Genomic DNA, 19,930 nt, shown 5'->3' with positions numbered 1-19,930 from the left:
AACGCTCACGCGCCACTTTTATTTTCTGCTTCAAATGCTGCTAGAATCGCGCGGACTTCATCTGTCGACTTTGTCTGCATTAATTTCACTCGTAAATCACTCGCACCGGAAAATCCTTTAACATAGATTTTGAAAAAGCGATGCAAGCCAACAATTGAGCGAGGAATCATTTCACTGTATTGGTCTTGTAAATCCAGTTGCAAACGAAGTAAGCCTAATAATTCTTCACTCGTATGCTCTCTTGGTTCTTTTTCAAAGGCAAATGGATTCTTAAAGATTCCTCGGCCAATCATGATTCCATCTACGCTATACTTTTCAGCGAGTTCCAAGCCAGTTTGACGATCCGGAATATCGCCATTAATCGTAATGAGCGTCTGCGGTGCAATTTGATCTCGCAGAGCCATAATTTGCGGAATTATATCCCAATGAGCAGGAACTTTACTCATTTCTTTACGTGTCCGTAAATGAATCGATAAGTTCGCAATGTCTTGTTTTAGAAGATGAGTGATCCATGCTTCCATCTCTGCCATTTCTGTGTAACCAATCCGTGTTTTAACACTAACAGGTAGACCGCCTGCTTTCGCCGCAGCGATTAATTCAGCTGCTACCTCTGGACGTAAAATGAGTCCACTCCCTTTACCACGTCCTGCCACATTTGGTACTGGACAGCCCATGTTAATATCGACGCCCTTAAAGCCTAATTGTGCTAAACCGATACTCATTTCACGGAAAAAGGTCGGATTATCACCCCAAATATGCCCCACAATCGGTTGTTCATCTTCCGTAAACGTCAAACGTCCCCGTAAACTATCTTTTCCTTCAGGATGGCAAAAGCTATCTGAATTGGCAAACTCGGTAAAGAAGACATCTGGTGCCCCCGCTTCCTTCACGACATGTCGAAAAACAACATCCGTCACATCTTCCATTGGCGCTAAAATAAAAAAGGGTTTTGGTAATTCTGCCCAAAAATTCGTCATGATTCTTTGTAATCTCCATTTCCTATCAATCTACTAAAAACATTCTTCATTATTATACTCAGAATCATCATAAGAAGCAAAACTTCTGTGCCGAATTGTCTTCCCATCATTCAAAACTCAAAGGGTTGCGTTTTAAAACTGCGCCAGCCATTCAAGGACAAGCTGACTGATGATTTCTTGTTGATTTTCATTTGGAATGGTCGCTTCGTCATCACCTTTTTGTGCGCCATAACTGGCAAAGCCTGCATGATTACCGCCCTCGATTACTTCAAACGTTGTTTCAGCTGGTAAGAATTGTTTGCCTGACTCGTATGCTTCTTGATTTAACACGCCATCTTTTGACCCTGTAATCGATAAGACTGGGATATCAAGCTCATTTAATGCCCCTTTTTCATCCGGATAACTTGCCATAAAAACAATCCCGACAATCTTTTCTGGATTTGACACTACGTAACGACTGGCCATTACACCACCGAGTGAATGTCCGGCTAACACAAAAGATTGTTCGGGATGTTGCTCCTGAACTTCACTCGCGCGATTGCCGCCAAGGACTGCCAAATTCAGTGGAAAGTGCATGACGTATACGTCGTGACCGGCATCCGCGATTTGTTGAGCCCATAGACTATAACTTTCAGGCTTCACAAAAGCGCCTGGATAAAAAATAATCCCCACCGCCTCAGGATTTCCACTATCGTAAAATGTCAGATTTTTTTCTGTTTGTGCTTCTTGGCTGACTTGTTGCGCTTGTGGAGTTGCGCCGTATGTGAGCGTTTGGATGAAGAGATAACTCCCCCCCACTATAATGACACTTATCGCGAGTATCCATAACCCAATTTTTTTAAATGATCTTTTTTTGCTCTTGTTTTCTTTTTCCATTTATTTCACACCTTTCTTTGAACGTTAGATTGTTATTGTTTAATTGAATGATGTTTCTTCGCTTCTTTCTACTTTTAACGGTATAATCAATGCACAAAGAAGAATCATAAGGAGGAAGCATTTGATGATTACAAATGATGATTTCAAGTATTTAGAGCGATGTGTCACATTAGCCGAAATGGCTCTCACAAAAGGGGATGCCCCTTTTGGCTCAATCCTAGTTTCTGCGGAAGGTAACGTCTTATACGAAGGGCATAATCAAATCGCTTCAGGCGATCACACCCAACATCCAGAATTTGCGATTGCACGTTGGGCAGCCGAGCATTTATCCCCCGACGAACGCAAACAAGCGACCGTATATACCTCTGGTGAACATTGTCCGATGTGTGCAGCAGCCCATGGTTGGGTCGGTCTCGGAAGGATTGTTTACGCCAGTTCATCCAAACAGTTAACCCATTGGCTTACCGCAATGAATATCGCCCCAGGCCCAGTAAAACCGCTCGCAATTGAAGACGTTCTACTAGACGCACATGTTGAAGGTCCAGTACCTGCGCTCGCCCAAAAAATTCAACAATTGCATCACGACTATTATACTTGCTCTTAACGGTCAAAAAAACGCTCGTTATCAAGAGCGTTTTTTTGACCGTTCTTTTACACAAGTTCTAGGGTTGAATAACTAAATGGTGATGGGCTTCCCAGTTAGCCGCATCTAACAACTGTCGATAGCTTTCGAGCAATGAAGAATCAGCTTTACGAGGTAAAGATTCTTGCAACCGGGCAAGTCGTGCTTCTTTTTCAAGTGGAGTGAGCTGACTGCCTCCCATAAAGTAAAAAACATACGCCTCCCCGACTTCTTTCATTAGCTGCGTATCCGCATCAATCGCATAGGAACGGAATAATTCGCGCGCCATCTCTTCTCCCAATTCCTGAGCTTTCAACGTGACGTACGCCGAATAATTTTTTAAATCCGGATTCGCAAGATGTTGGGAATCTAAATAAGGAAGAGGGTCAAACGACTCATTTTCGTAAATGATAGTATTTTCCTGCAATGTCAAATGGCCTATCGACGTTCCTGCCGCACTAAACGATCCCGAACTAATTTCATAAAAATTGGACGGATCTACTTGTTGCAAAATGTTTTGCAAATGCGTGTGACCACTTAATGCGAGTGGCACCTCATACTGGTTTACTAAAGATAGAACGTCTGGTGCATTATTCAAAACAAAACCGTCCGTCATCTGTTCATGATGGGCCAACAGATTATGATGTAAAAAAAGGATAGGGGTCTTCCCCTTTTCTTTTGCATCCGATAACCCCGCTTCTAACCAAGCCAGTGTTTCTTCTGATAAACGTCCGTGACTGACCGGTTCTTTTTTCGAAAAACGATCCGCATAAATATTACTATCCAGTAAAAATAAGCGATACGCACCGGCATCTAAAGAATAACTCAAAGAATGCTTATCTGTCGCCTGACTAAGACGATAGCCGTCGGAAAATCCTCGCTGAAAATCTTGCGGACTAATTTGATGGGTCGTAATTTTATCCCCATTTTTAAATTCCCGCGCCCAACCATTATAAATATCATGATTCCCTGGAATCGCCAAGATCAAAATACCAGCTTCTTGCAAAGGTTGTAAGAGTTCAACCATCCGGTCAAGTCCTGCTTTTTCACCGTTTAGTGTCACATCTCCGGTAAAAATAATCCCCGTCGGTTTTTCGACTAACGCTTTTTGAACGAATGCGTTTAAAATGGTTTCCGTATAGCGAAGGTCATTGCCTAGTGCGGTCGCTTCAAATGCACGAAACGCAGCACTCTCTTCAATAAAAGTATCCGGAAAAAAATGATTATCTGAAATAATCCAAAAATGGGGTTCATCCATTTGTAGAAGACGTTCTTTTTCTTGCGCCTCTTCTTGTTTCACATCACTTTGAATGAATGTTTGACCCGTCAACCAAAAGAAGCTGATGACGCCACAAAGGAGTAGCGATAGCATTAAAAATCGTTTACGAAACAAGCGAATTCCTCCTTTAAGATTGGCCATCACCGAGACGAGTGCCTCAAAGATTTTGTTGTTGCCTATCAAAAGCAATAACAAAATCACTACGACACATTTGTTAGCCTACCCAAAACGATGATGCATTGGGAGTCGCATCGTAGCGATCATTGTTCACGATTATTTTTTTACAATACATTCAATTTCAATATCTGCTTCTAACGGTAATGCTAGGACAGCAACACACGTTCTAGCAGGATAAGGTTCTGTAAACATTTGTTTGTAAACAGCATTCATCTCATCAAAATGGGCCATACTTGTTAAATAGACATTCACTTTTACCACTTGATCAAGCCCCACACCGGCCTCTTGAGTCACCGATTGTAAATGCTCAAAACATTTCACTGCTTGGGTTTTGATATCGTATTTCTCCCCTTGGTAGTCTATGCCGTTATACGCCGTTTGACCTGAAAAATAAATCATATCGCCACTATCAATTGCATGCGAATACGGACCAGATGACGAAACAATCTCTCCTGTATATGCTTTTCTTGTCAAAAAAAACGCCTCCTTTTTGATTTAAATCTTAGCATGAATCATAGAATTTCGCACCTTTTTAACCCATTTTTCTGATAAGAATGATAATAAATGATTATTTCGTGCTCCATGCCTCTCAAAAAAACGCTAAAAAAGGACTTCTAGAAAAAGAAGCCTTCTAAAAGTCCAATCTTAATTGATGATTATTTAAAAATACCAAATGGTTTTCCTACTGGTAGGAATGTTTTCCCAAAATGGGTATTCAAGACAGCTGCACCGCATCCATAAAAAGACACAATGGCAATCGCTAATTCTGCGTATGCTGCCATTTGATGACTCGCATGTGTCATAATGCCAAATGAAGAAGCGGCTAATCCTAAGAATAAGAAATCAATTAATACAAATATCGTAAATAAGACCTTATGTGTTTCCATGGCACCAATTGTCATAAATAATGTAAAGATAAAATAACCTAAAAATGCCACGCCAAGTTGTTTGGGATCGACACTAGATGCTAACGCTGCACCAAATAGTCCTTTTTGAATTAACCACGTAAAGCCCATAGCAAACCAAAAAAAGCCATATGCGGCAAAAGCTGTCGCACCGAAAGTGTTATTGTGTTTAAAATCATAGGTCGCCGCCATTAATTGCGCAGACGCTCCTAAAAAGATTGCCCATGGTAATACCAACGAGACATCAGATGTGAATCCTAATTTTTGTGAGGACGCAACTAGTGTGACCATTGCCAGTCCAAATAATCCTAACGCAGAGGGATCAGCGACGATCACTTTTACTTTTGTTTCTTTCATATCTATCATACTCTCCTACTATTCAATCTATTTTTTACAAAGCGCTTGGAGAATCAATCATAGATCGTTCGTTCCTCTTGCTCGTTTTTTCTTCCAATCAACCATAAAAACGCGACTGGAATTGCTTGTGATTCGTTATCCTTTTACGAAAATAAAAAGAAGTACAAAATACTAATCATCGGACTTATGGCAATCGCGAGATACGCGAAGGAAATCCAAGGTTGATACGTAATAAATAACCCCTTTAAACTTAAACGCCACGGATGCGGAATGATAACCCAACAAATAAGATCAAATAAGACACTATAAATGAGCCATAATCCTCCAATTCCCATCGCTTGCGTTAGCGTTGGGATTATCGTCCACTGATTCATCATCATCACACCGACAAGTGGAAAAATAATGAGGTTGTATAGTGGATGAAAAGGCTTTGTTGTCTTAAAAGCCTCAAATGTCGTGGCGTTTTCTCGAAGTGCACGTAGTCCCATCGTTGGATCAAAAGCTTGTTGTTTTCGCACTTTCCAGTTAAGTAAAAAATGCAGTGACGCAAATACCGTGACCAGCAAATAAGCAATAAAATAGTATTTTATCGTTTCTGTGACTATCATTTCATTCCTCTCCTTCTTGAGCTTGATTCTTCCTTTCAAACACCCATTAGCTATCATGCCTTTTATCTTCCAAAATCACAAGTAAAAATGTCAAAAAATGAAGATTTCATGATAGAAATCTGAACACGTTGGATTCAAAAAGGAGGTGCTAACGATTCAAGCCCCCTCGTTGATTTTAGTGCACAGTTTTTCCCAAATGAGACTCTTCATCAGACGTGCTTTTATCAACAGGTTTATTGTTTGGCAAATGATATCACCTAATCGAGAGAAAATGCCTATAAAAAAACAAGCTAGATCCTCTGGAAATTGGAATCTAGCTTGTTTTTTAAGTTTGTTGAGAATTTTATCTGATTGTCTATTCAACTTCAATTGTCTTCATAACCTTCGCAGGAACACCACCGACAATGGTATTTTCTTCGACGTCTTTGCTGACGACTGCTCCGGCTGCAATAATCGCACCATCCCCAATTCGAACACCTGGTAAAACAGTCGCGTTAGCCCCAATCCAGACATTTTTACCAATCGAAATCGGCAGTGGATGGATTGTCCCACGTGTTTGTGGGTTCAATTCGTGATTCAACGTTGCAAGAACAACTTGATGACCAATCAATGTCCCATCACCAATTGTGATACCGCCTTGATCTTGAAAACGACAACCTGAATTAATGAAAACATTTTTCCCGATATGAAGATTTTTGCCGCAATCGGTATAAAAAGGTGGAAATAGGTTGAATGTCTCATCGACTGGTTTTGCGGTTAGTTGTGCGATGATGACTCGAATTTCTTCAGGAGTATGATACGTATTATTTAATGCCATCGTCAATTTTAAGGCTTCTTGTGATAGTTGTAACATCATTTGATGTTCCGCAGAACCCGCCTCAACCGACTTCCCTTCATTTAAATGATGCAAGAATTGATCAAGTTCCATTTTCCCACCTCTTATTGATTCATACTTTCGATTAAAACGCTCATAATGTCCTCTTTGGTTAAGACTTTGTAGCCACCCTTTGTGATAAATGAACCCGCTACAATTCCTTCTAACATGTCTGGTGTAGCACCTAGTTCCTTAATATTTAAGACTAAACCAAGCGTTCTCATATAATGCTCCATTTCGGATAACCCTTCAAGCGCAACTTGTTCATCCGTCTTGCCTTCCGGATTAACCCCCCAGACATTGATAGCGTAACGTTTGAATTTTGCGAGTCCTGCTGGCAAAATTAAGCGATAATATGGTAGCGAAATCGCCGATAACGTCATCCCGTGAGTAGCATCGGTATAGGCCCCGATTGATTGTCCAATCATATGAACCATCCAGTCAGTTGATTTTCCTTTTGCGACTAATGTATTGAGGGCCCAAGTAGCCGTCCACATGATATTACTACGCGCTTCATAATCAGTTGGATTTTCAAGTGCAATTTTTGAACTGTGAATCAACGATTTTAATAAACCTTCCATAATATAATCTGAAGTATTGTCGTCTTCATTACTAAAATATTGCTCCAAGATATGTGACATAATATCAAAGAAACCCGCCACCATTTGCTGTTTTGGCACCGTGTAGGTTAAGACTGGATTCAAAATCGAGAATTTCGGAAAGACATCCTCTCCGAATACGCGGCCAATTTTTTGAGTCGTTGTCGTATTCGTAATGACAGAACCGCCATTCATTTCTGAACCTGTTCCAACCATCGTTAACACACAGCCCAGCGGAATAATCGGATTATCAACCGCTTCTTTCCGAATAAAATACTTCTCCCAAGGATCTTCTTCACAGAAAGCTGAAGCTGAAACTGCTTTAGCATAATCACACACAGAGCCCCCGCCTACAGCCAAAATAAAATCGACATCATTATCTTTCGCAATCTGACAACCTTCCGTTAACTTTTCGACTGTCGGATTCGGCATCACTCCGGCATCTTCGAATACTTGCTTGCCATTTTCTGCTAAAATTTGCATGATTTCGTCATATAATCCGGTTTGTTTAATTGAACCGCCGCCATAAACAAGTAAGACCTTATCTCCATACTTCGGAAGTTCTTCGTTCAAAAAGGACAACGACTCTTCTCCAAAATATAATTTTGTTGGATTTGAATAACTAAAATTCCCTAACATCGTTTTCTTTCCCTTCTATTTTTCCATAATATTTGGCGCCACTTAAGCAAAAACAGAATTCTTTGTTGTATTGACGCGTTTGTTTTGCTATGATACCATTCTAACACCTAAACCTGACTTTAGGTAAAGCCTTTTGTTTCTAAAAATATTTTGAGGTGAACCGATGAAAACAATTGGACAAATCGCAGAATTATTTGATCTGCCGATATCAACCCTACGTTATTACGATAAAGAAGGACTCTTTCCAGACCTGCAGCGAAAAGCTGGGATTCGCCATTTTGGCCAATCAGAAATCGAAGCGTTACGAGTGATTGAATGCTTGAAAAAATCCGGGATGGAAATTAAAGATATCAAACGCTTTATGGAATGGTGCAAACTAGGAAGCCAAACTTACCCACAACGCAAAGCTCTATTTGACCAGCAAGAAATAGCCGTCAAAACCGAAATTGATCGCTTAGAGCAAGCGCTGGCGATGATTAAATTTAAACAGTGGTACTATGAACAAGCGCTCTGCGATGGGCATGAAGAGCGACTTGCGACCGTCATTCCGCAAGATTTACCAGCAGAAATAAAATCATACTACGCACTCTCCCATCCTGAATGAGGATATTGTTAAAGATTTGTAATGTATTTTCCAAAATAATAGAAGCCAAGCATCCACCATTTGGTAGTGCTTGGCTTTTATTGTTTAATGTTCCTGATAAATAACAATTTTACTGAATCATGTATTTACAACTCTGTCTTTCTAGGTTTTATTTTTTACAAAAACCATTCAATGGATAGATGATTAAATCATTTTCTGCTTGTATTCCTTGCTGTTCAAAAGCAATGAACGCTTCGGTTTCTTGACTAATATATCGCAACGTAAAGACTTCCTGACCCTGATTCAAAAATATTTCTAAAGAAGATTCTTCCATAAAACATTGTAAGTCGGTCAATTCATTTTCTAAGCGTACGCTACGTTTTTCTGTTTGCTGAGTCCGCCAATTTATTCGATAAACAGTGAACAGTCGTTCTTGTTGATAATAGGTAAACGTCACTGAATTCCGAATATTCACCGTAAAATCAGGAGCTGCTTCTGGCCAATGAAAGAGGACTTCATTTTGAAAAGTGGGTAACGTTTCCTGCCATTTTTTGATGTTTTTTACTTGTTCTAAAGTTTCACCTCGAAGCTTTAGAAGTTCGTCGATTGGTTTTTGGATAATACGATTACCAACAATCGTTAACACTCGCGGTATGGTCAAGGAATGAATCCAACCCTCTTTAATCGTTGGAAAAGCACGTTCATCTGCTTCTTGCATCAATCCCATCCATGCATACATGATTTGACGCCCGTCATCAGTTTGATAGGTTTGGGGTGCATAAAACTCAAATCCTCGATCAAACTCAGTAAAAGTAGATTCAATCTGGAACTTGTGTTTATCTTTGCTAATCTGACCAATAAAATAACCTGAATGATATAAATTATTTAAAGTTATTCCTTGCGCGGTCAGTCCTTGGGGCGATATGATTAAGGCTTGTTTTGAAGCCGTTATGAGTACATCTGGACATTCCCACATAAAACCAAAATCAGGTACTTCTTCAACGAATTCCCCTTTAAATACCCAATCAATCAAATTATCCGATTGATAAAGAAGGACTGTTCCAGTTAAATCAAGTGTTTGGGCTCCTAAGACCATCGACCAGCTTCCATCTGCAGTTTGCCACACTTTCGGATCACGAATGTGTGCAGTATAGCCTGACGGTTGCGTAATAATGGGGCCTTTTTTTGTAAAATGAATGCCATCTTCGGAGATCGCCAAGCATTGTGTCGTAATCCGTTCATTATTTTCTCCACGAAGATTTCCTGTATAAAAAAGATACAAACAATTATCATGGACAACTGTACTCCCCGAGTAACAACCGTCTCGATCAAATTCATCGACAGGCTCAAGCGCAGGTGGATGAGTTTGCCAATTCACAAAATCGGTTGTACTGACGTGCCCCCAACTTTTGTTGCTATGCGTAACTCCTGTTTGATTCCACTGAAAAAACACATGATGTCGTCCTTTAAAATACACAAGGCCGTTGGGATCATTGATTAACCCTTGATGAGGGGTGATATGGTACGTCATCTGATTTTTCATCGTAAAACTCCTAAGCATTTTCTAATTGTTTATCACTATAGCCAAAAAGATACGTTAAGATAAAGGCAACCGCAATCGCCACAACATTGACGACAATATACCAGATAAATTGGCTATTCAAGTATAAAAGGGCACCTGGAATGACTGTTAGCGACATCCCTGTTGCTTCCAGTTGTAATAAAGAGGCTAAGAAACCACCTGCTGCACCGCCAACTAACCCAAAGACAAAAGGTTTGCCATACCGTAAATTGACACCGAAAATAGCGGGCTCTGTAATACCAAGCATCGCTGACAACGTTGAAGGATACGCTAACGCTTTTAATTTTTTCGATTTCGTCTTCATTGCAACAGCTAAACTTGCGCCACCTTGAGCCGCAACACTAGCCGTAATAATCGCATTGTATGGATTTGTACCAGTATTAGCTAATAATTGTACTTCTAAGAAATTGAAAATATGGTGAATACCTGTTACGACAATCAATTGATTTAAACCACCAATTACCAATCCAGCTAAACCAAATGGTAATTCTAGTAACCATAATGTCGCATCAAGTACAACAACTTCTAACGAATGAAATACCGGTCCGATAACAAATAATGCCAAAATACTTAAAATTAATAACGTTAAAAACGGTGTTAAGAGTAAATCAAGCGTTTCTGGCACTCGTTTTCGAATCATTCGTTCTGTTTTAGCACCTAGGAACCCTGCGATAAAGGCTGGTAAGACGGTTCCTTGATATCCAACAACTGGAATGAATCCAGCCATCATGATCGGATCAGCTGTTCCTGCAGCGACTTCATAGGCATTTGGGAGCGCGGGATTTACTAGCATGAGACCTAAGACAATCCCAATGACCGGTGATCCGCCAAATACTTTAAAAGCAGACCATGCTACGAGGGCTGGTAAAAAGGCAAACGCTGTATCTGTTAAGACTTGAGTATATAAAATAAAATTTTCATTAATGCTATCTGGTGTTAACCCAATTAGTCCTAAAATCGTTTCTTGTGTCAATAGACCTCTTAATCCCATAAATAATCCCGTTGCGACTAACACAGGAATAATTGGAACAAAGACGTCCCCAAACGTCCGAATTACCTGCTGGAATTTATTTCCTTGACCCTTCGTTTCCTCTTTCATTTCCGATTTGCTGACCTCATTCACCCCTAACTTACTTACTTCTTCGTAGATTTTATTGACGGTACCGGTTCCAAAAATAATTTGGAATTGCCCTGAATTAAAGAAGGCCCCTTTTACTTTGTCAATATTTTCTACTCTCGCTTCATCAATTTTTTCTTTGTCCTTTACCATAATTCTTAGCCGTGTCGCACAATGTGCCACTGATTGAATATTTTCAGTCCCCCCAACTGCTTCGATGACTTCTTGTGCGATTAATCGATTTTCTGTCATTTTTTCTTCCTCCCTTTCATTTTTGGAACCGGTTCTATTTTGTTACATTCACATTATAGCGCTTTCATTTTTGTTTGTCTACTGTTTACTAAAAAAAATCACTCCTTCGATTTAAGAAAGAGTGATTTTCTGAGTTGATTCACGGACTATTAATTCATTTTTCATAATTTGTTTCATCGGTACATCCTCTGCATTTAACAGCTGTAAAACGGTTGTTACGGCTTTTTTACCAAGTTCTCTATAGGGATAACGAACCGTTGTAATTGCTGGGCTAACAATGGTTGTCGCATTATAGCCACCAAAACCTGCGAGAGAAAAATCGTTGGGAATCACGTAGGAAAGCTCATGCGCGGCTTTCATTACTGCTAAAGCAATGGTATCTGTGACACAAATAATGGCAGTCGCTTTGGTCTTTGGTAAAATGAGTTTCGCTTGTTGGTAAGCCTCTTCAAAAACAAACGATACTTCTTGTTCTTCTACTTCGACAGACGCTTTTTGTGATAAGCCTTCAATAATCGCTGCCCTTCTTAACTGACCAATTGCTCGATCTTCTTTTTTGACACGCAATAAAAGAATTTTCTGATGGCCTAAAGACGTGATGTGTCTCCCCATTGTGATACCAGCATGTGCTTCATCATGCACCAAACAATGAACGTCCGGCGTCTCTTGTCCTAAAATGACGACCGGAATATTTACCTCGTGAATCGCTTTTAAGTGATCACTCGTGATCACACCGCCAAATAAAATAATCGCATCCGCTTTTTGTCTTGCTAGTGCATAAATATTCTCAATCTCACGCGCCACATTTTGATCACTATTGGTAATAATGAGTTGAAGTTGTCGCTGCCATAATTCTTGATCAATGCCTTCTAATATTTCGTTGGAAGAATAAGAATCAAGACGCGGAATAATCGTCCCAACAATATTCGTTCGTTTCGCTTTTAAACTTTGTGCAAACGTATTGGGACTATACCCTGTTTCACGAACGATTTCATCTAATTTTTCTCGGGTTTTGCGGCTCACAGAACCCCCATTTAAGTACCGTGAAACGGTACTTTTTGCTACACCCGCTAACTGGGCAATGTCATTGATCGTCACCAATTCGTTCGCCTTCTTTCTTCGATTCTACAAGCAACAAGGACAAGTCGCTTTTTATCTGACTTAAAAAAGTTTCAATTGCCAGCTCGCGTCAGTTGTTTGTTCATAAAAACATTCACTTAAGTCTTCTTTTTCAAAAACGGCAATCATTTCTGCAAAATCATCGGCTAAAGGCAATTGCAATAATTCATGCCGATTAATCCAGTAAACCTCGCCTTCTGCAGAAGATTGTAATGTCCCACTAAAATGATTCGTTTTATACAACATGACCACATAACGAGCACCTTGTTTATCTTGGAATTGTTTAACGCCACACAGTTGAGGAGATTGAATCGTCAAACCCGTTTCCTCTTTGACTTCGCGGATCACAGAGCCGACGAACGATTCTCCTTTTTCGACATGCCCGCCAGGAAACGTGATTCCCGGCCAATCTTGTTTTTTTCGATCTTGTACGAGAATTTGACCTTGCTCATTATAAACCATACACATATTCGTAAATACTGCTGCTTCACTTCTAGCCATTCGCTCTCTCCTAACAACCAATTTTCTTTATTTAGTATACCAATTTTGCAGGCTGAATACGAGAACGAATCCGATTGTGTCCGACGAATTTGATCGGCAGCACAAACATTCTCTTTTTGTCTGCAACACGCGTCATTGGCTCCTTACTAAGAGTGGTATCGATTATTTGGATCGTGAACATCTACCCTTTCAATCCGTGGAACAGGAAAGGTTAGCATAAAGGGATCGACATGTACGACTGTCAGCGGTTTTTTAAGCGAAACATCTGGGAAAAAATCAGAATTAACGCTTATTTTTTTGACTTTTGCCAAGCGGCCTGTCCCTTTTCCTGAAAAACTTGTATAGAATTCTTTTTGCTTTTCACGTTGGACGAGATGAAATGGGAGGAACTTCGTACTAACGGGAAATGGCATTACGCCAGAGCGAAGTACGACGTCCAAGATTCGTGTCTCTCCTGCCGTCACAATAATACGTTCCTCCCGTTCATTGAGTCGCTTAAACTCAAACGTCGCTCGTTCTTTAGGAATGCCCCAATTTTTACGACCATTTACAATACTTGCCTCAGACGAAACATAGATTTTACTAATCGTTTGCAATTTCTTACCTTTGTAATCAAATTTTCCTGGGATAAAAAGAAGTTCACTATAGGGACCGACATTGGAATCAGCGTAGTTCACGAGCATCATACTGCCAAAGCCGCCAGTATACCGCCCCTTTAAAAAATCGGGTACCATCCCTTGGGTCATGACAAATTCTTTTGTTAAGGGATAGAGGAAAATATACCCTTTTCCGCTCATTTGCCACGGCGCGGGAGAAAAAAATTCTTTTTTTATCAAATTGGTTCACCCCTTTTGGTTCACTAATTGCGACTCGCGCACCATTTTTTCAATCAATGTGATAGCATCATCCACACCCTGTTCTTTTGCAATAATCTGACGGATAGCTTGTGCTTGTTGTTTGACTTTTGGATCATTAAATTCGTTTAAGCGCTGCACGAGTCTTTCTTTTGTCAGTTGCTTTTCAGTAAGTGGTTCTAACGCGTAGCCTAAACGAGCCAGTCGATGGGCCCAAAATGGCTGATCAACCGCAAACGGAATGATTAATTGTGGTCGGTCACTTTTTAAAGCTGCCGCCATTGTCCCGACACCCCCATGATGAATGATGCCTTTTGCCAATGGAAATAACAAATGATGCGGCACTGCTTGGAGAATGAGTTGGTCTTCCTTTGATTCAAATGAGAGGCCGCTATTCCCAATCACGATAATCGCACGATCTCCTGTTTCACGTAAAGCTTCCGTTACGATTGCTTGGAATCTAGCAGGTGACTTAACAGGCATGCTGCTAAAAGTCAAAACAATGGGTGCGGGTCCGGCCTGAATAAAGGCTGTTATTCGTGCTTCTAGCGCTTCACCTTCGTTCTTCAAATAAAAAAAACCAGGTAATGATACTTTATTTTCCCAACTTTTCACTTCTGGAAATAACGCCTTACTCACCGGATAAATAATCGGTATTTCTTTGCCATCAATTTCAAAGGCATAGACGCCACTTTTTCTCTTCGGTAGCCCTAAAGTTTTTTCTCGAAAATCATTTACTTCTTTGATGCTCGCACTTTCAGCTTTACCCATTAACGTGTAAGTCAACTTGTTCAATATTTTCCCAAAGTTCTTGTGTGAATGAATCGCCAAGTTCGGAAATTCCTCAATGGGATACGTTATGGGAATAGGTGGGATGCTAACACAAGGAATGCCTAACGCTTTAGCAATATCCGGTGTTCCCAAAGCTTTTGGGTGATAGATAATCACGGAAGCTCCTTTGGCACACCGATAAAAATCATCCAATGTTTGTCGAAAAGCTGGATTGACGACTGAATTTAAGTAGTGTTTTGTTTTGATTGGATGTCTCAGCGGATGCGTCACAATCATTTTTCCTTCTTCTGTTTCAAGCATCGCCATTAAGTCACTCGTCGCTTGTTCAAATTCAACGCCATTTTCTTCAATCAACGCTTGAAAACTTTTTCCCGTACAAATCACGGCGCGGTGTCCTTTTAAGATGGCGGCTTTTGCTAAAGCCACATACGGTTGAACATCCCCTCTTGAACCAAGTGTAAAAATCACCATTTTCATCTGCCATTCCTCCAACTTGTGTCTCATTTTATTCAGCGTTTCGTTCGGACATATCATCCCAAGGATAAGGAAGCTTTTCTCTATTTTACCACTTTCGGTGCATAATCATTGCGCAAAAAGGCTGTGAACGTATAATTCACCATAAATAAAGGCGCCGCAAGTAAAATGATTTGAATGTACTGACCACCTAATAAGATTAACCCTTCGTCCGCTCCTAAAAGCGATAGTACTTTGTCAGGGAAAAACAATCCTAAAAGCATGAAAGGGACACTGGCAATCAAGCTCCATAACACCGACTGTGAAAAATGAAAATCAGTCCGTTCCTTCCGCGCATTTTTTATTGAAAACCCAGTAGCAGATCCAATCCCAATCATCGCACCTATCGCATAAATCAGACCGTAAAGCGGTAAGATTAAATTCAAAACCGCTAATCCATCCGCTCCTGCATACATCGAAATAAAGAACGTATCTGCCAGAATGTAGACCGAAATCCCCACCATCGCCAATACATTTTGTAATACATATTTAGAAAAAATAGTGATCATTGATTATCCAAACTCCTTTTAAATAAAATAATACGCGTCGATTATTTTATTCCATGAGGGAACTAAAATCCGAATCAAGTGATTGTTAAGAATCATGATCGTCTCCTTTCGGGTTTGTTTGTTGAATCCATAATGAATCCTGCATGAAAAAGAATACTATCAAAAAATATGTCTTCCTTCACGATTCGTGTTAATTAACTATGCTAATCATGCAAATATAAAGTTACTATTACCATATCTCCACCACTTTTACCTATCGATTCTCTAATTTTCTTGTTTATGGAAATGATGTGGTCACCATCTTTCCTTGGAGCCAAGTTTATGTTTTTTATTTCATAATCATCAATCGTGCCAGAAACTTTTAGATGACCCCATTTTCCTTTAATGTTTGCTGTCCCCGGTATTCTTAGGTGATATGTCCATGCTCCAAACCCCTTTTTATATAGTAATTCAAGTTCTTGATTTTCGATTATTTTTATCATTTTTCTAACCCCATTTCTTAACTCGAAATATTTTTGAAGATTAAAAAATCAACTACTTAGATCTATTTTTCGTATAATTATAGGGTGAAAATCCCAGGGTTTTTAAATATTTTTCGATTATACCTTCATGAGAGTAAGTCGATTAGTATTTTATTATTTTCAGTTTGTGGGAATGTATCCAAGTTATTTACGATACCTTGTTAGTAATTCTTTAGGAATATGGCAGTAATCATTTGGGTATTTACTCAACCTATCTTGATGTTCATCGGCACTTTTTACATAATTAGTAAGTGGTTTAACTTCAACAACGATTTTTTCGCTATCATTTCGTCTAGCTATATAATCTATCACAGCTTCAATATGATTCGCATTTTCACTATAAATACCGGTTCTATATTTTAGTCCAACATCGTTACCTTGTCGATTAATGCTATACGGGTCAATAATTTCAAAAAAAAGGTCTACTAGTTGTGTAACTGAAACAACACTTTCGTCGAAGGTTGTTTTGACACACTCTGCATAGCCGTCATAATGACTATTTAAAGAATTAGTTTCACCATTAGCTCTTCCTGCTTCAGTATCTACTACGCCGGGTAATGTTTTAATAAATGCTTGCACGCCCCATAAACATCCACCAGCAAAATAAATAGTATTCTTATCCATATATTCCTCTTTCCTCTAATTTTTAGATTTATTATAAAAATCATTGTTAACAGATTTCACTAACACCATAATTCATATACCATTCAAATACTTTCTTTGATTAAATTATACTCTATTTGCTGTAAATTTACGCCGTTTTTTTAATTGATATGACTAACGATTCTGGATTCCCTGGACGCTACTGAAATTCTTCTTTTCTGTCTTCGTCAAAGAATCATCTTTCCCCGTTAAACGACGCGTCAATTTAAATTTTAAATAATTAAGAAGATGAAATTTTGTGGATACTCACCATTACTGTACATTTCTAAAAAATCCAATCTCTTCTAGCTATCGTTTTTCCCTTTTCTTTCCAATTCAGACTATACATGGTGAAATATTCCGATAGTCATCAGCAATTTTTTGGACGATTTTGGTTAAACATCTGATTTCTTAATCTGGCTATTTCCCTACAATCGTAATCTCCTCATATAACAAATTTTTTCGTAGTAAACAGAAGTCCTACATTTCATACACAATGAAAAACCGCTAGCCAAAAATCGGCTAGCGGTTCTAAAAATGATGTTTATCCTTGTCGAGTCTAACAACTCGTCAGGACGAACAATGATTATTTTCTTGTTAACAGACACACTGCTTCCACATGGCTTGAGCGGAAGTTATAGCTGTCAAATACTAGTAACCAAAATATTTTTATCAGAAATTCTCTTTGTGAGAACATATCCACTGTGGGCTTTCGTGTGTGGGAAGATATCAACGACATTATAACTTGGTAACTGTGTCCTTTACCGTAGATGACATTAACCAGCATCTGATATCATTAAAACCAAACTTATTCCCTCTTATTTTATAAAGCTTTTACTTGAGATTTTATAACTTCATATCCTAATTTATCGATGGCATTTTCAATATCTTTTATAGATACTTTTTCATCATCATATTCCACTCTTACTTTACTTGAATTAAATAGCACCTTTATGCTTTTTTTGTCTACTCCATCTAATGATTTAACTCCATTTTCTATTTTTTGCATACATGATGGACATGTTAATGTTTCTAATTGAATTGTTGCTTTTTGCATTTTTCATCTCTCCTTTAGTTTATGTTAATTGTATTATTTACTATTATTATCTATAATAAATTGATTTACATCCAGAATTTTATTTATTTTTATTTTCTTAATTTATAGCGAAGAAGTCTCATACCATTTAAAATCACTACTAATATACTTGCTTCATGTACTAACATACCGATTGACATGTTCATCCATTCACTAAAGAATACGCTGGCAAGAAGGACTAATACAACCCCTACTGCAATAATAATATTTTGAAGCATGTTATTAGCGGTTGCTTTTGTTAAACCTAATGCATGTGGCAAGCGGCTGAAATCTGAATTCATTAAAACGACATCTGAAGTTTCGATTGCTACATCTGTTCCATTTCCCATAGCAATTCCAATTTGTGCTAGAGCTAGTGAAGGACTATCATTTACTCCATCTCCAACAAATGCCACAATTTGACCTTTTTCTTGTAACTCTTTAATATATGTTGCTTTATCTTCTGGCAACATATGTCCATGAGCTTCTGTAAGTCCTAGTTCACGTGCTACTAAATCAACTGTTCCTTGGTTATCACCAGAAAGAACTACTAGATTTTTAACACCAAGTTTTTTCAACTTTTTAAGATCATCTTTTACACCCGGGCGAATTTGATCACGAATACCCATCAATGCTTTTAATTCCCCATCAACTGATGTTAAAACAAGTGAATTTCCATTTTTCTCAAATCTGGCAATATCTGCACGAGCTTTTTCACTTAAAAGAATATTTTCTTGCTCCATTAGTGCCACATTACCGACTGCAACTTTATGACCTTCTACATGAGCTACAATTCCTCCACCTTTTACAACATCTGTTTTTTCAACTGTATATAATTTTATATCTCCAATATATTCTACAACTGCTTTTGCTAATGGATGATCTGATTCCTTTTCAACACTTGCTAGATACCCTAATACTTCATATACATTATCTGCATAAATTTCTTTATCAGCTACTTTGGGATTTCCTATTGTTAATGTACCTGTTTTGTCAAATACCATGGTATCTAGTCTGCTAAAGTCACTAATAACCTCGCTACCTTTTAGAAGGACTCCATGACGTGCTCCATTGCCAATCCCCGCGACGTTTGAAACCGGTACACCGATTACCAATGCTCCTGGACATCCTAAAACTAATATTGTAATTGCAAGTTCAATATCCCTTGAAAATATCCATACAATAAAAGAGAGAACTAAAACAGCTGGTGTGTAGTATTTAGAAAATCTATCAATGAAACGTTCTGCTTCTGATTTTGAATCCTGTGCTTCTTCAACCAACTCAATGATTTTACCAAAAGTAGTATCCTCACCTACACGATCAGCAGTGATTTGAATAGTTCCATTTTCTAAAATTGTTCCGGCATATACCCCCGAATCTTTCTTTTTACTTACAGGAACCGCTTCTCCTGTAATACTTGCTTCATTAATATGCCCTTCTCCTGTTAACACTGTACCGTCAACTGGGATTTTTGCACCCGTTTTAACAAGCAAAATATCTCCTACATCAACTTCATCTATTTCTACTTCTTCAAACTCACCATTTTCCACTTGTTTTAAGGCACTTTCTGGTGCCATTTGAGTTAATTCTTTAATTGCAGAACGTGTTTTATTAAGTGTCCTTTGTTCTAGATAAGCTCCAAATAGAAATAAAAATGTAACAATTGCTGACTCTTCGTAGTTTCTAACTATAAAGGCTCCGATAACTGCAATGGTAACTAAAACATCAATACTAACTACTTTGACTTTTAATGCTTGATACGCTTGAATCGCAATAGGTGAAACTCCCAAAATTGAAGCAATTACTAATGCCCATATGGCTATTTGTTCGTTTTCGAAGCCTAATTTACTGACAAATGCAATTATTATTAAAATTGCACTTACTATTGTAATATGGTTTTTTCTTCCTAATATAAATTTTTGCATATTCATACTCCTCCCTATTAGATTATTTATAT

General features: G+C 38.7%; 21 protein-coding genes. 2 read left to right on the top strand and 19 right to left on the bottom strand.

Annotated elements, in window-relative coordinates:
• Positions 1-5: 5 nt before the first annotated feature.
• Both RU93_RS09935 and RU93_RS09930 read right to left on the bottom strand, forming a co-directional pair.
• Entirely contained in the window at positions 6-980 is a 975-nt protein-coding gene (locus RU93_RS09935; RefSeq protein ID WP_143139444.1) for a tRNA dihydrouridine synthase, read from the bottom strand.
• Between the two features lie 129 nt (positions 981-1,109).
• On the bottom strand, positions 1,110-1,853 hold the full coding sequence (locus tag RU93_RS09930) for an alpha/beta hydrolase (protein ID WP_071875472.1): 744 nt from the start codon (positions 1,851-1,853) through the stop codon (positions 1,110-1,112).
• 124 nt (positions 1,854-1,977) lie between these two features.
• Between RU93_RS09930 and RU93_RS09925 the strand changes: the two genes are divergently transcribed.
• Positions 1,978-2,457: a nucleoside deaminase gene (locus RU93_RS09925; RefSeq protein WP_071875471.1), complete on the top strand. Its 480-nt coding sequence runs from the start codon at positions 1,978-1,980 to the stop codon at positions 2,455-2,457.
• Between the two features lie 58 nt (positions 2,458-2,515).
• On the opposite strand, the gene RU93_RS09920 is transcribed toward RU93_RS09925, so the two are convergent.
• From RU93_RS09920 to RU93_RS09890, 6 genes are all read right to left on the bottom strand, one after another.
• Positions 2,516-3,868, bottom strand: coding sequence for a metallophosphoesterase family protein (locus RU93_RS09920; protein WP_071875470.1), 1,353 nt, complete (start codon positions 3,866-3,868; stop codon positions 2,516-2,518).
• A 159-nt stretch (positions 3,869-4,027) separates the two neighbouring features.
• Positions 4,028-4,405, bottom strand: coding sequence for a RidA family protein (locus RU93_RS09915; protein WP_071875469.1), 378 nt, complete (start codon positions 4,403-4,405; stop codon positions 4,028-4,030).
• A 182-nt stretch (positions 4,406-4,587) separates the two neighbouring features.
• Positions 4,588-5,193 (bottom strand): acetate uptake transporter, encoded by a 606-nt coding sequence (locus RU93_RS09910; RefSeq protein ID WP_143139443.1) that lies wholly within the window; start codon positions 5,191-5,193, stop codon positions 4,588-4,590.
• 143 nt (positions 5,194-5,336) lie between these two features.
• Positions 5,337-5,801, bottom strand: coding sequence for a hypothetical protein (locus RU93_RS09905; protein WP_071875467.1), 465 nt, complete (start codon positions 5,799-5,801; stop codon positions 5,337-5,339).
• Between the two features lie 355 nt (positions 5,802-6,156).
• Positions 6,157-6,729, bottom strand: coding sequence for a DapH/DapD/GlmU-related protein (locus RU93_RS09895; RefSeq protein WP_071875465.1), 573 nt, complete (start codon positions 6,727-6,729; stop codon positions 6,157-6,159).
• 11 nt (positions 6,730-6,740) lie between these two features.
• On the bottom strand, positions 6,741-7,913 hold the full coding sequence (locus RU93_RS09890; RefSeq protein WP_071875464.1) for an iron-containing alcohol dehydrogenase: 1,173 nt from the start codon (positions 7,911-7,913) through the stop codon (positions 6,741-6,743).
• A 163-nt stretch (positions 7,914-8,076) separates the two neighbouring features.
• On the opposite strand from RU93_RS09890, the gene RU93_RS09885 reads away from it, so the two are divergent.
• Positions 8,077-8,517 carry a MerR family transcriptional regulator gene (locus tag RU93_RS09885; RefSeq protein ID WP_071875463.1) on the top strand — a complete coding sequence of 147 codons (441 nt, stop codon included), beginning with the start codon at positions 8,077-8,079 and terminating at the stop codon, positions 8,515-8,517.
• Positions 8,518-8,665: 148 nt separating this feature from the next.
• On the opposite strand, the gene RU93_RS09880 is transcribed toward RU93_RS09885, so the two are convergent.
• The 11 genes from RU93_RS09880 to RU93_RS09825 form a co-directional block, all read right to left on the bottom strand.
• A complete protein-coding gene (locus RU93_RS09880) occupies positions 8,666-10,039 on the bottom strand; it encodes a glycoside hydrolase family 32 protein (protein WP_169818113.1) in 1,374 nt (457 codons plus the stop codon).
• A gap of 10 nt (positions 10,040-10,049) precedes the next feature.
• Positions 10,050-11,447 carry a sucrose-specific PTS transporter subunit IIBC gene (locus RU93_RS09875; protein WP_071875461.1) on the bottom strand — a complete coding sequence of 466 codons (1,398 nt, stop codon included), beginning with the start codon at positions 11,445-11,447 and terminating at the stop codon, positions 10,050-10,052.
• Between the two features lie 111 nt (positions 11,448-11,558).
• Entirely contained in the window at positions 11,559-12,545 is a 987-nt protein-coding gene (locus RU93_RS09870) for a LacI family DNA-binding transcriptional regulator (RefSeq protein WP_245785406.1), read from the bottom strand.
• Positions 12,546-12,608: 63 nt separating this feature from the next.
• Positions 12,609-13,067 carry an 8-oxo-dGTP diphosphatase gene (locus RU93_RS09865; RefSeq protein WP_071875459.1) on the bottom strand — a complete coding sequence of 153 codons (459 nt, stop codon included), beginning with the start codon at positions 13,065-13,067 and terminating at the stop codon, positions 12,609-12,611.
• A 146-nt stretch (positions 13,068-13,213) separates the two neighbouring features.
• Positions 13,214-13,903: an acetoacetate decarboxylase family protein gene (locus RU93_RS09860; RefSeq protein ID WP_071875458.1), complete on the bottom strand. Its 690-nt coding sequence runs from the start codon at positions 13,901-13,903 to the stop codon at positions 13,214-13,216.
• A 6-nt stretch (positions 13,904-13,909) separates the two neighbouring features.
• Positions 13,910-15,190, bottom strand: a complete 1,281-nt coding sequence (locus RU93_RS09855; protein WP_071875457.1) for a glycosyltransferase — start codon at positions 15,188-15,190, stop codon at positions 13,910-13,912.
• A gap of 80 nt (positions 15,191-15,270) precedes the next feature.
• A complete protein-coding gene (locus tag RU93_RS09850) occupies positions 15,271-15,735 on the bottom strand; it encodes an MATE family efflux transporter (RefSeq protein ID WP_071875456.1) in 465 nt (154 codons plus the stop codon).
• A gap of 203 nt (positions 15,736-15,938) precedes the next feature.
• Complete coding sequence (locus RU93_RS09845) at positions 15,939-16,217, bottom strand: DUF1905 domain-containing protein (protein ID WP_071875455.1); 279 nt, start codon at positions 16,215-16,217, stop codon at positions 15,939-15,941.
• Positions 16,218-16,400: 183 nt separating this feature from the next.
• Complete coding sequence (locus tag RU93_RS09840) at positions 16,401-16,880, bottom strand: peptide-methionine (S)-S-oxide reductase (protein ID WP_071875454.1); 480 nt, start codon at positions 16,878-16,880, stop codon at positions 16,401-16,403.
• Positions 16,881-17,721: 841 nt separating this feature from the next.
• Positions 17,722-17,955: a heavy-metal-associated domain-containing protein gene (locus RU93_RS09830; RefSeq protein WP_047001637.1), complete on the bottom strand. Its 234-nt coding sequence runs from the start codon at positions 17,953-17,955 to the stop codon at positions 17,722-17,724.
• 89 nt (positions 17,956-18,044) lie between these two features.
• A complete protein-coding gene (locus tag RU93_RS09825) occupies positions 18,045-19,898 on the bottom strand; it encodes a heavy metal translocating P-type ATPase (protein ID WP_071875452.1) in 1,854 nt (617 codons plus the stop codon).
• Positions 19,899-19,930: the final 32 nt, after the last annotated feature.

This window comes from Enterococcus aquimarinus (genome assembly GCF_001885765.1).
Classification (GTDB): domain Bacteria; phylum Bacillota; class Bacilli; order Lactobacillales; family Enterococcaceae; genus Enterococcus_I; species Enterococcus_I aquimarinus.
The sequence above is the reverse complement of the archived record's forward strand: the minus strand, read 5'-3'. Positions and strand labels throughout refer to the sequence as shown.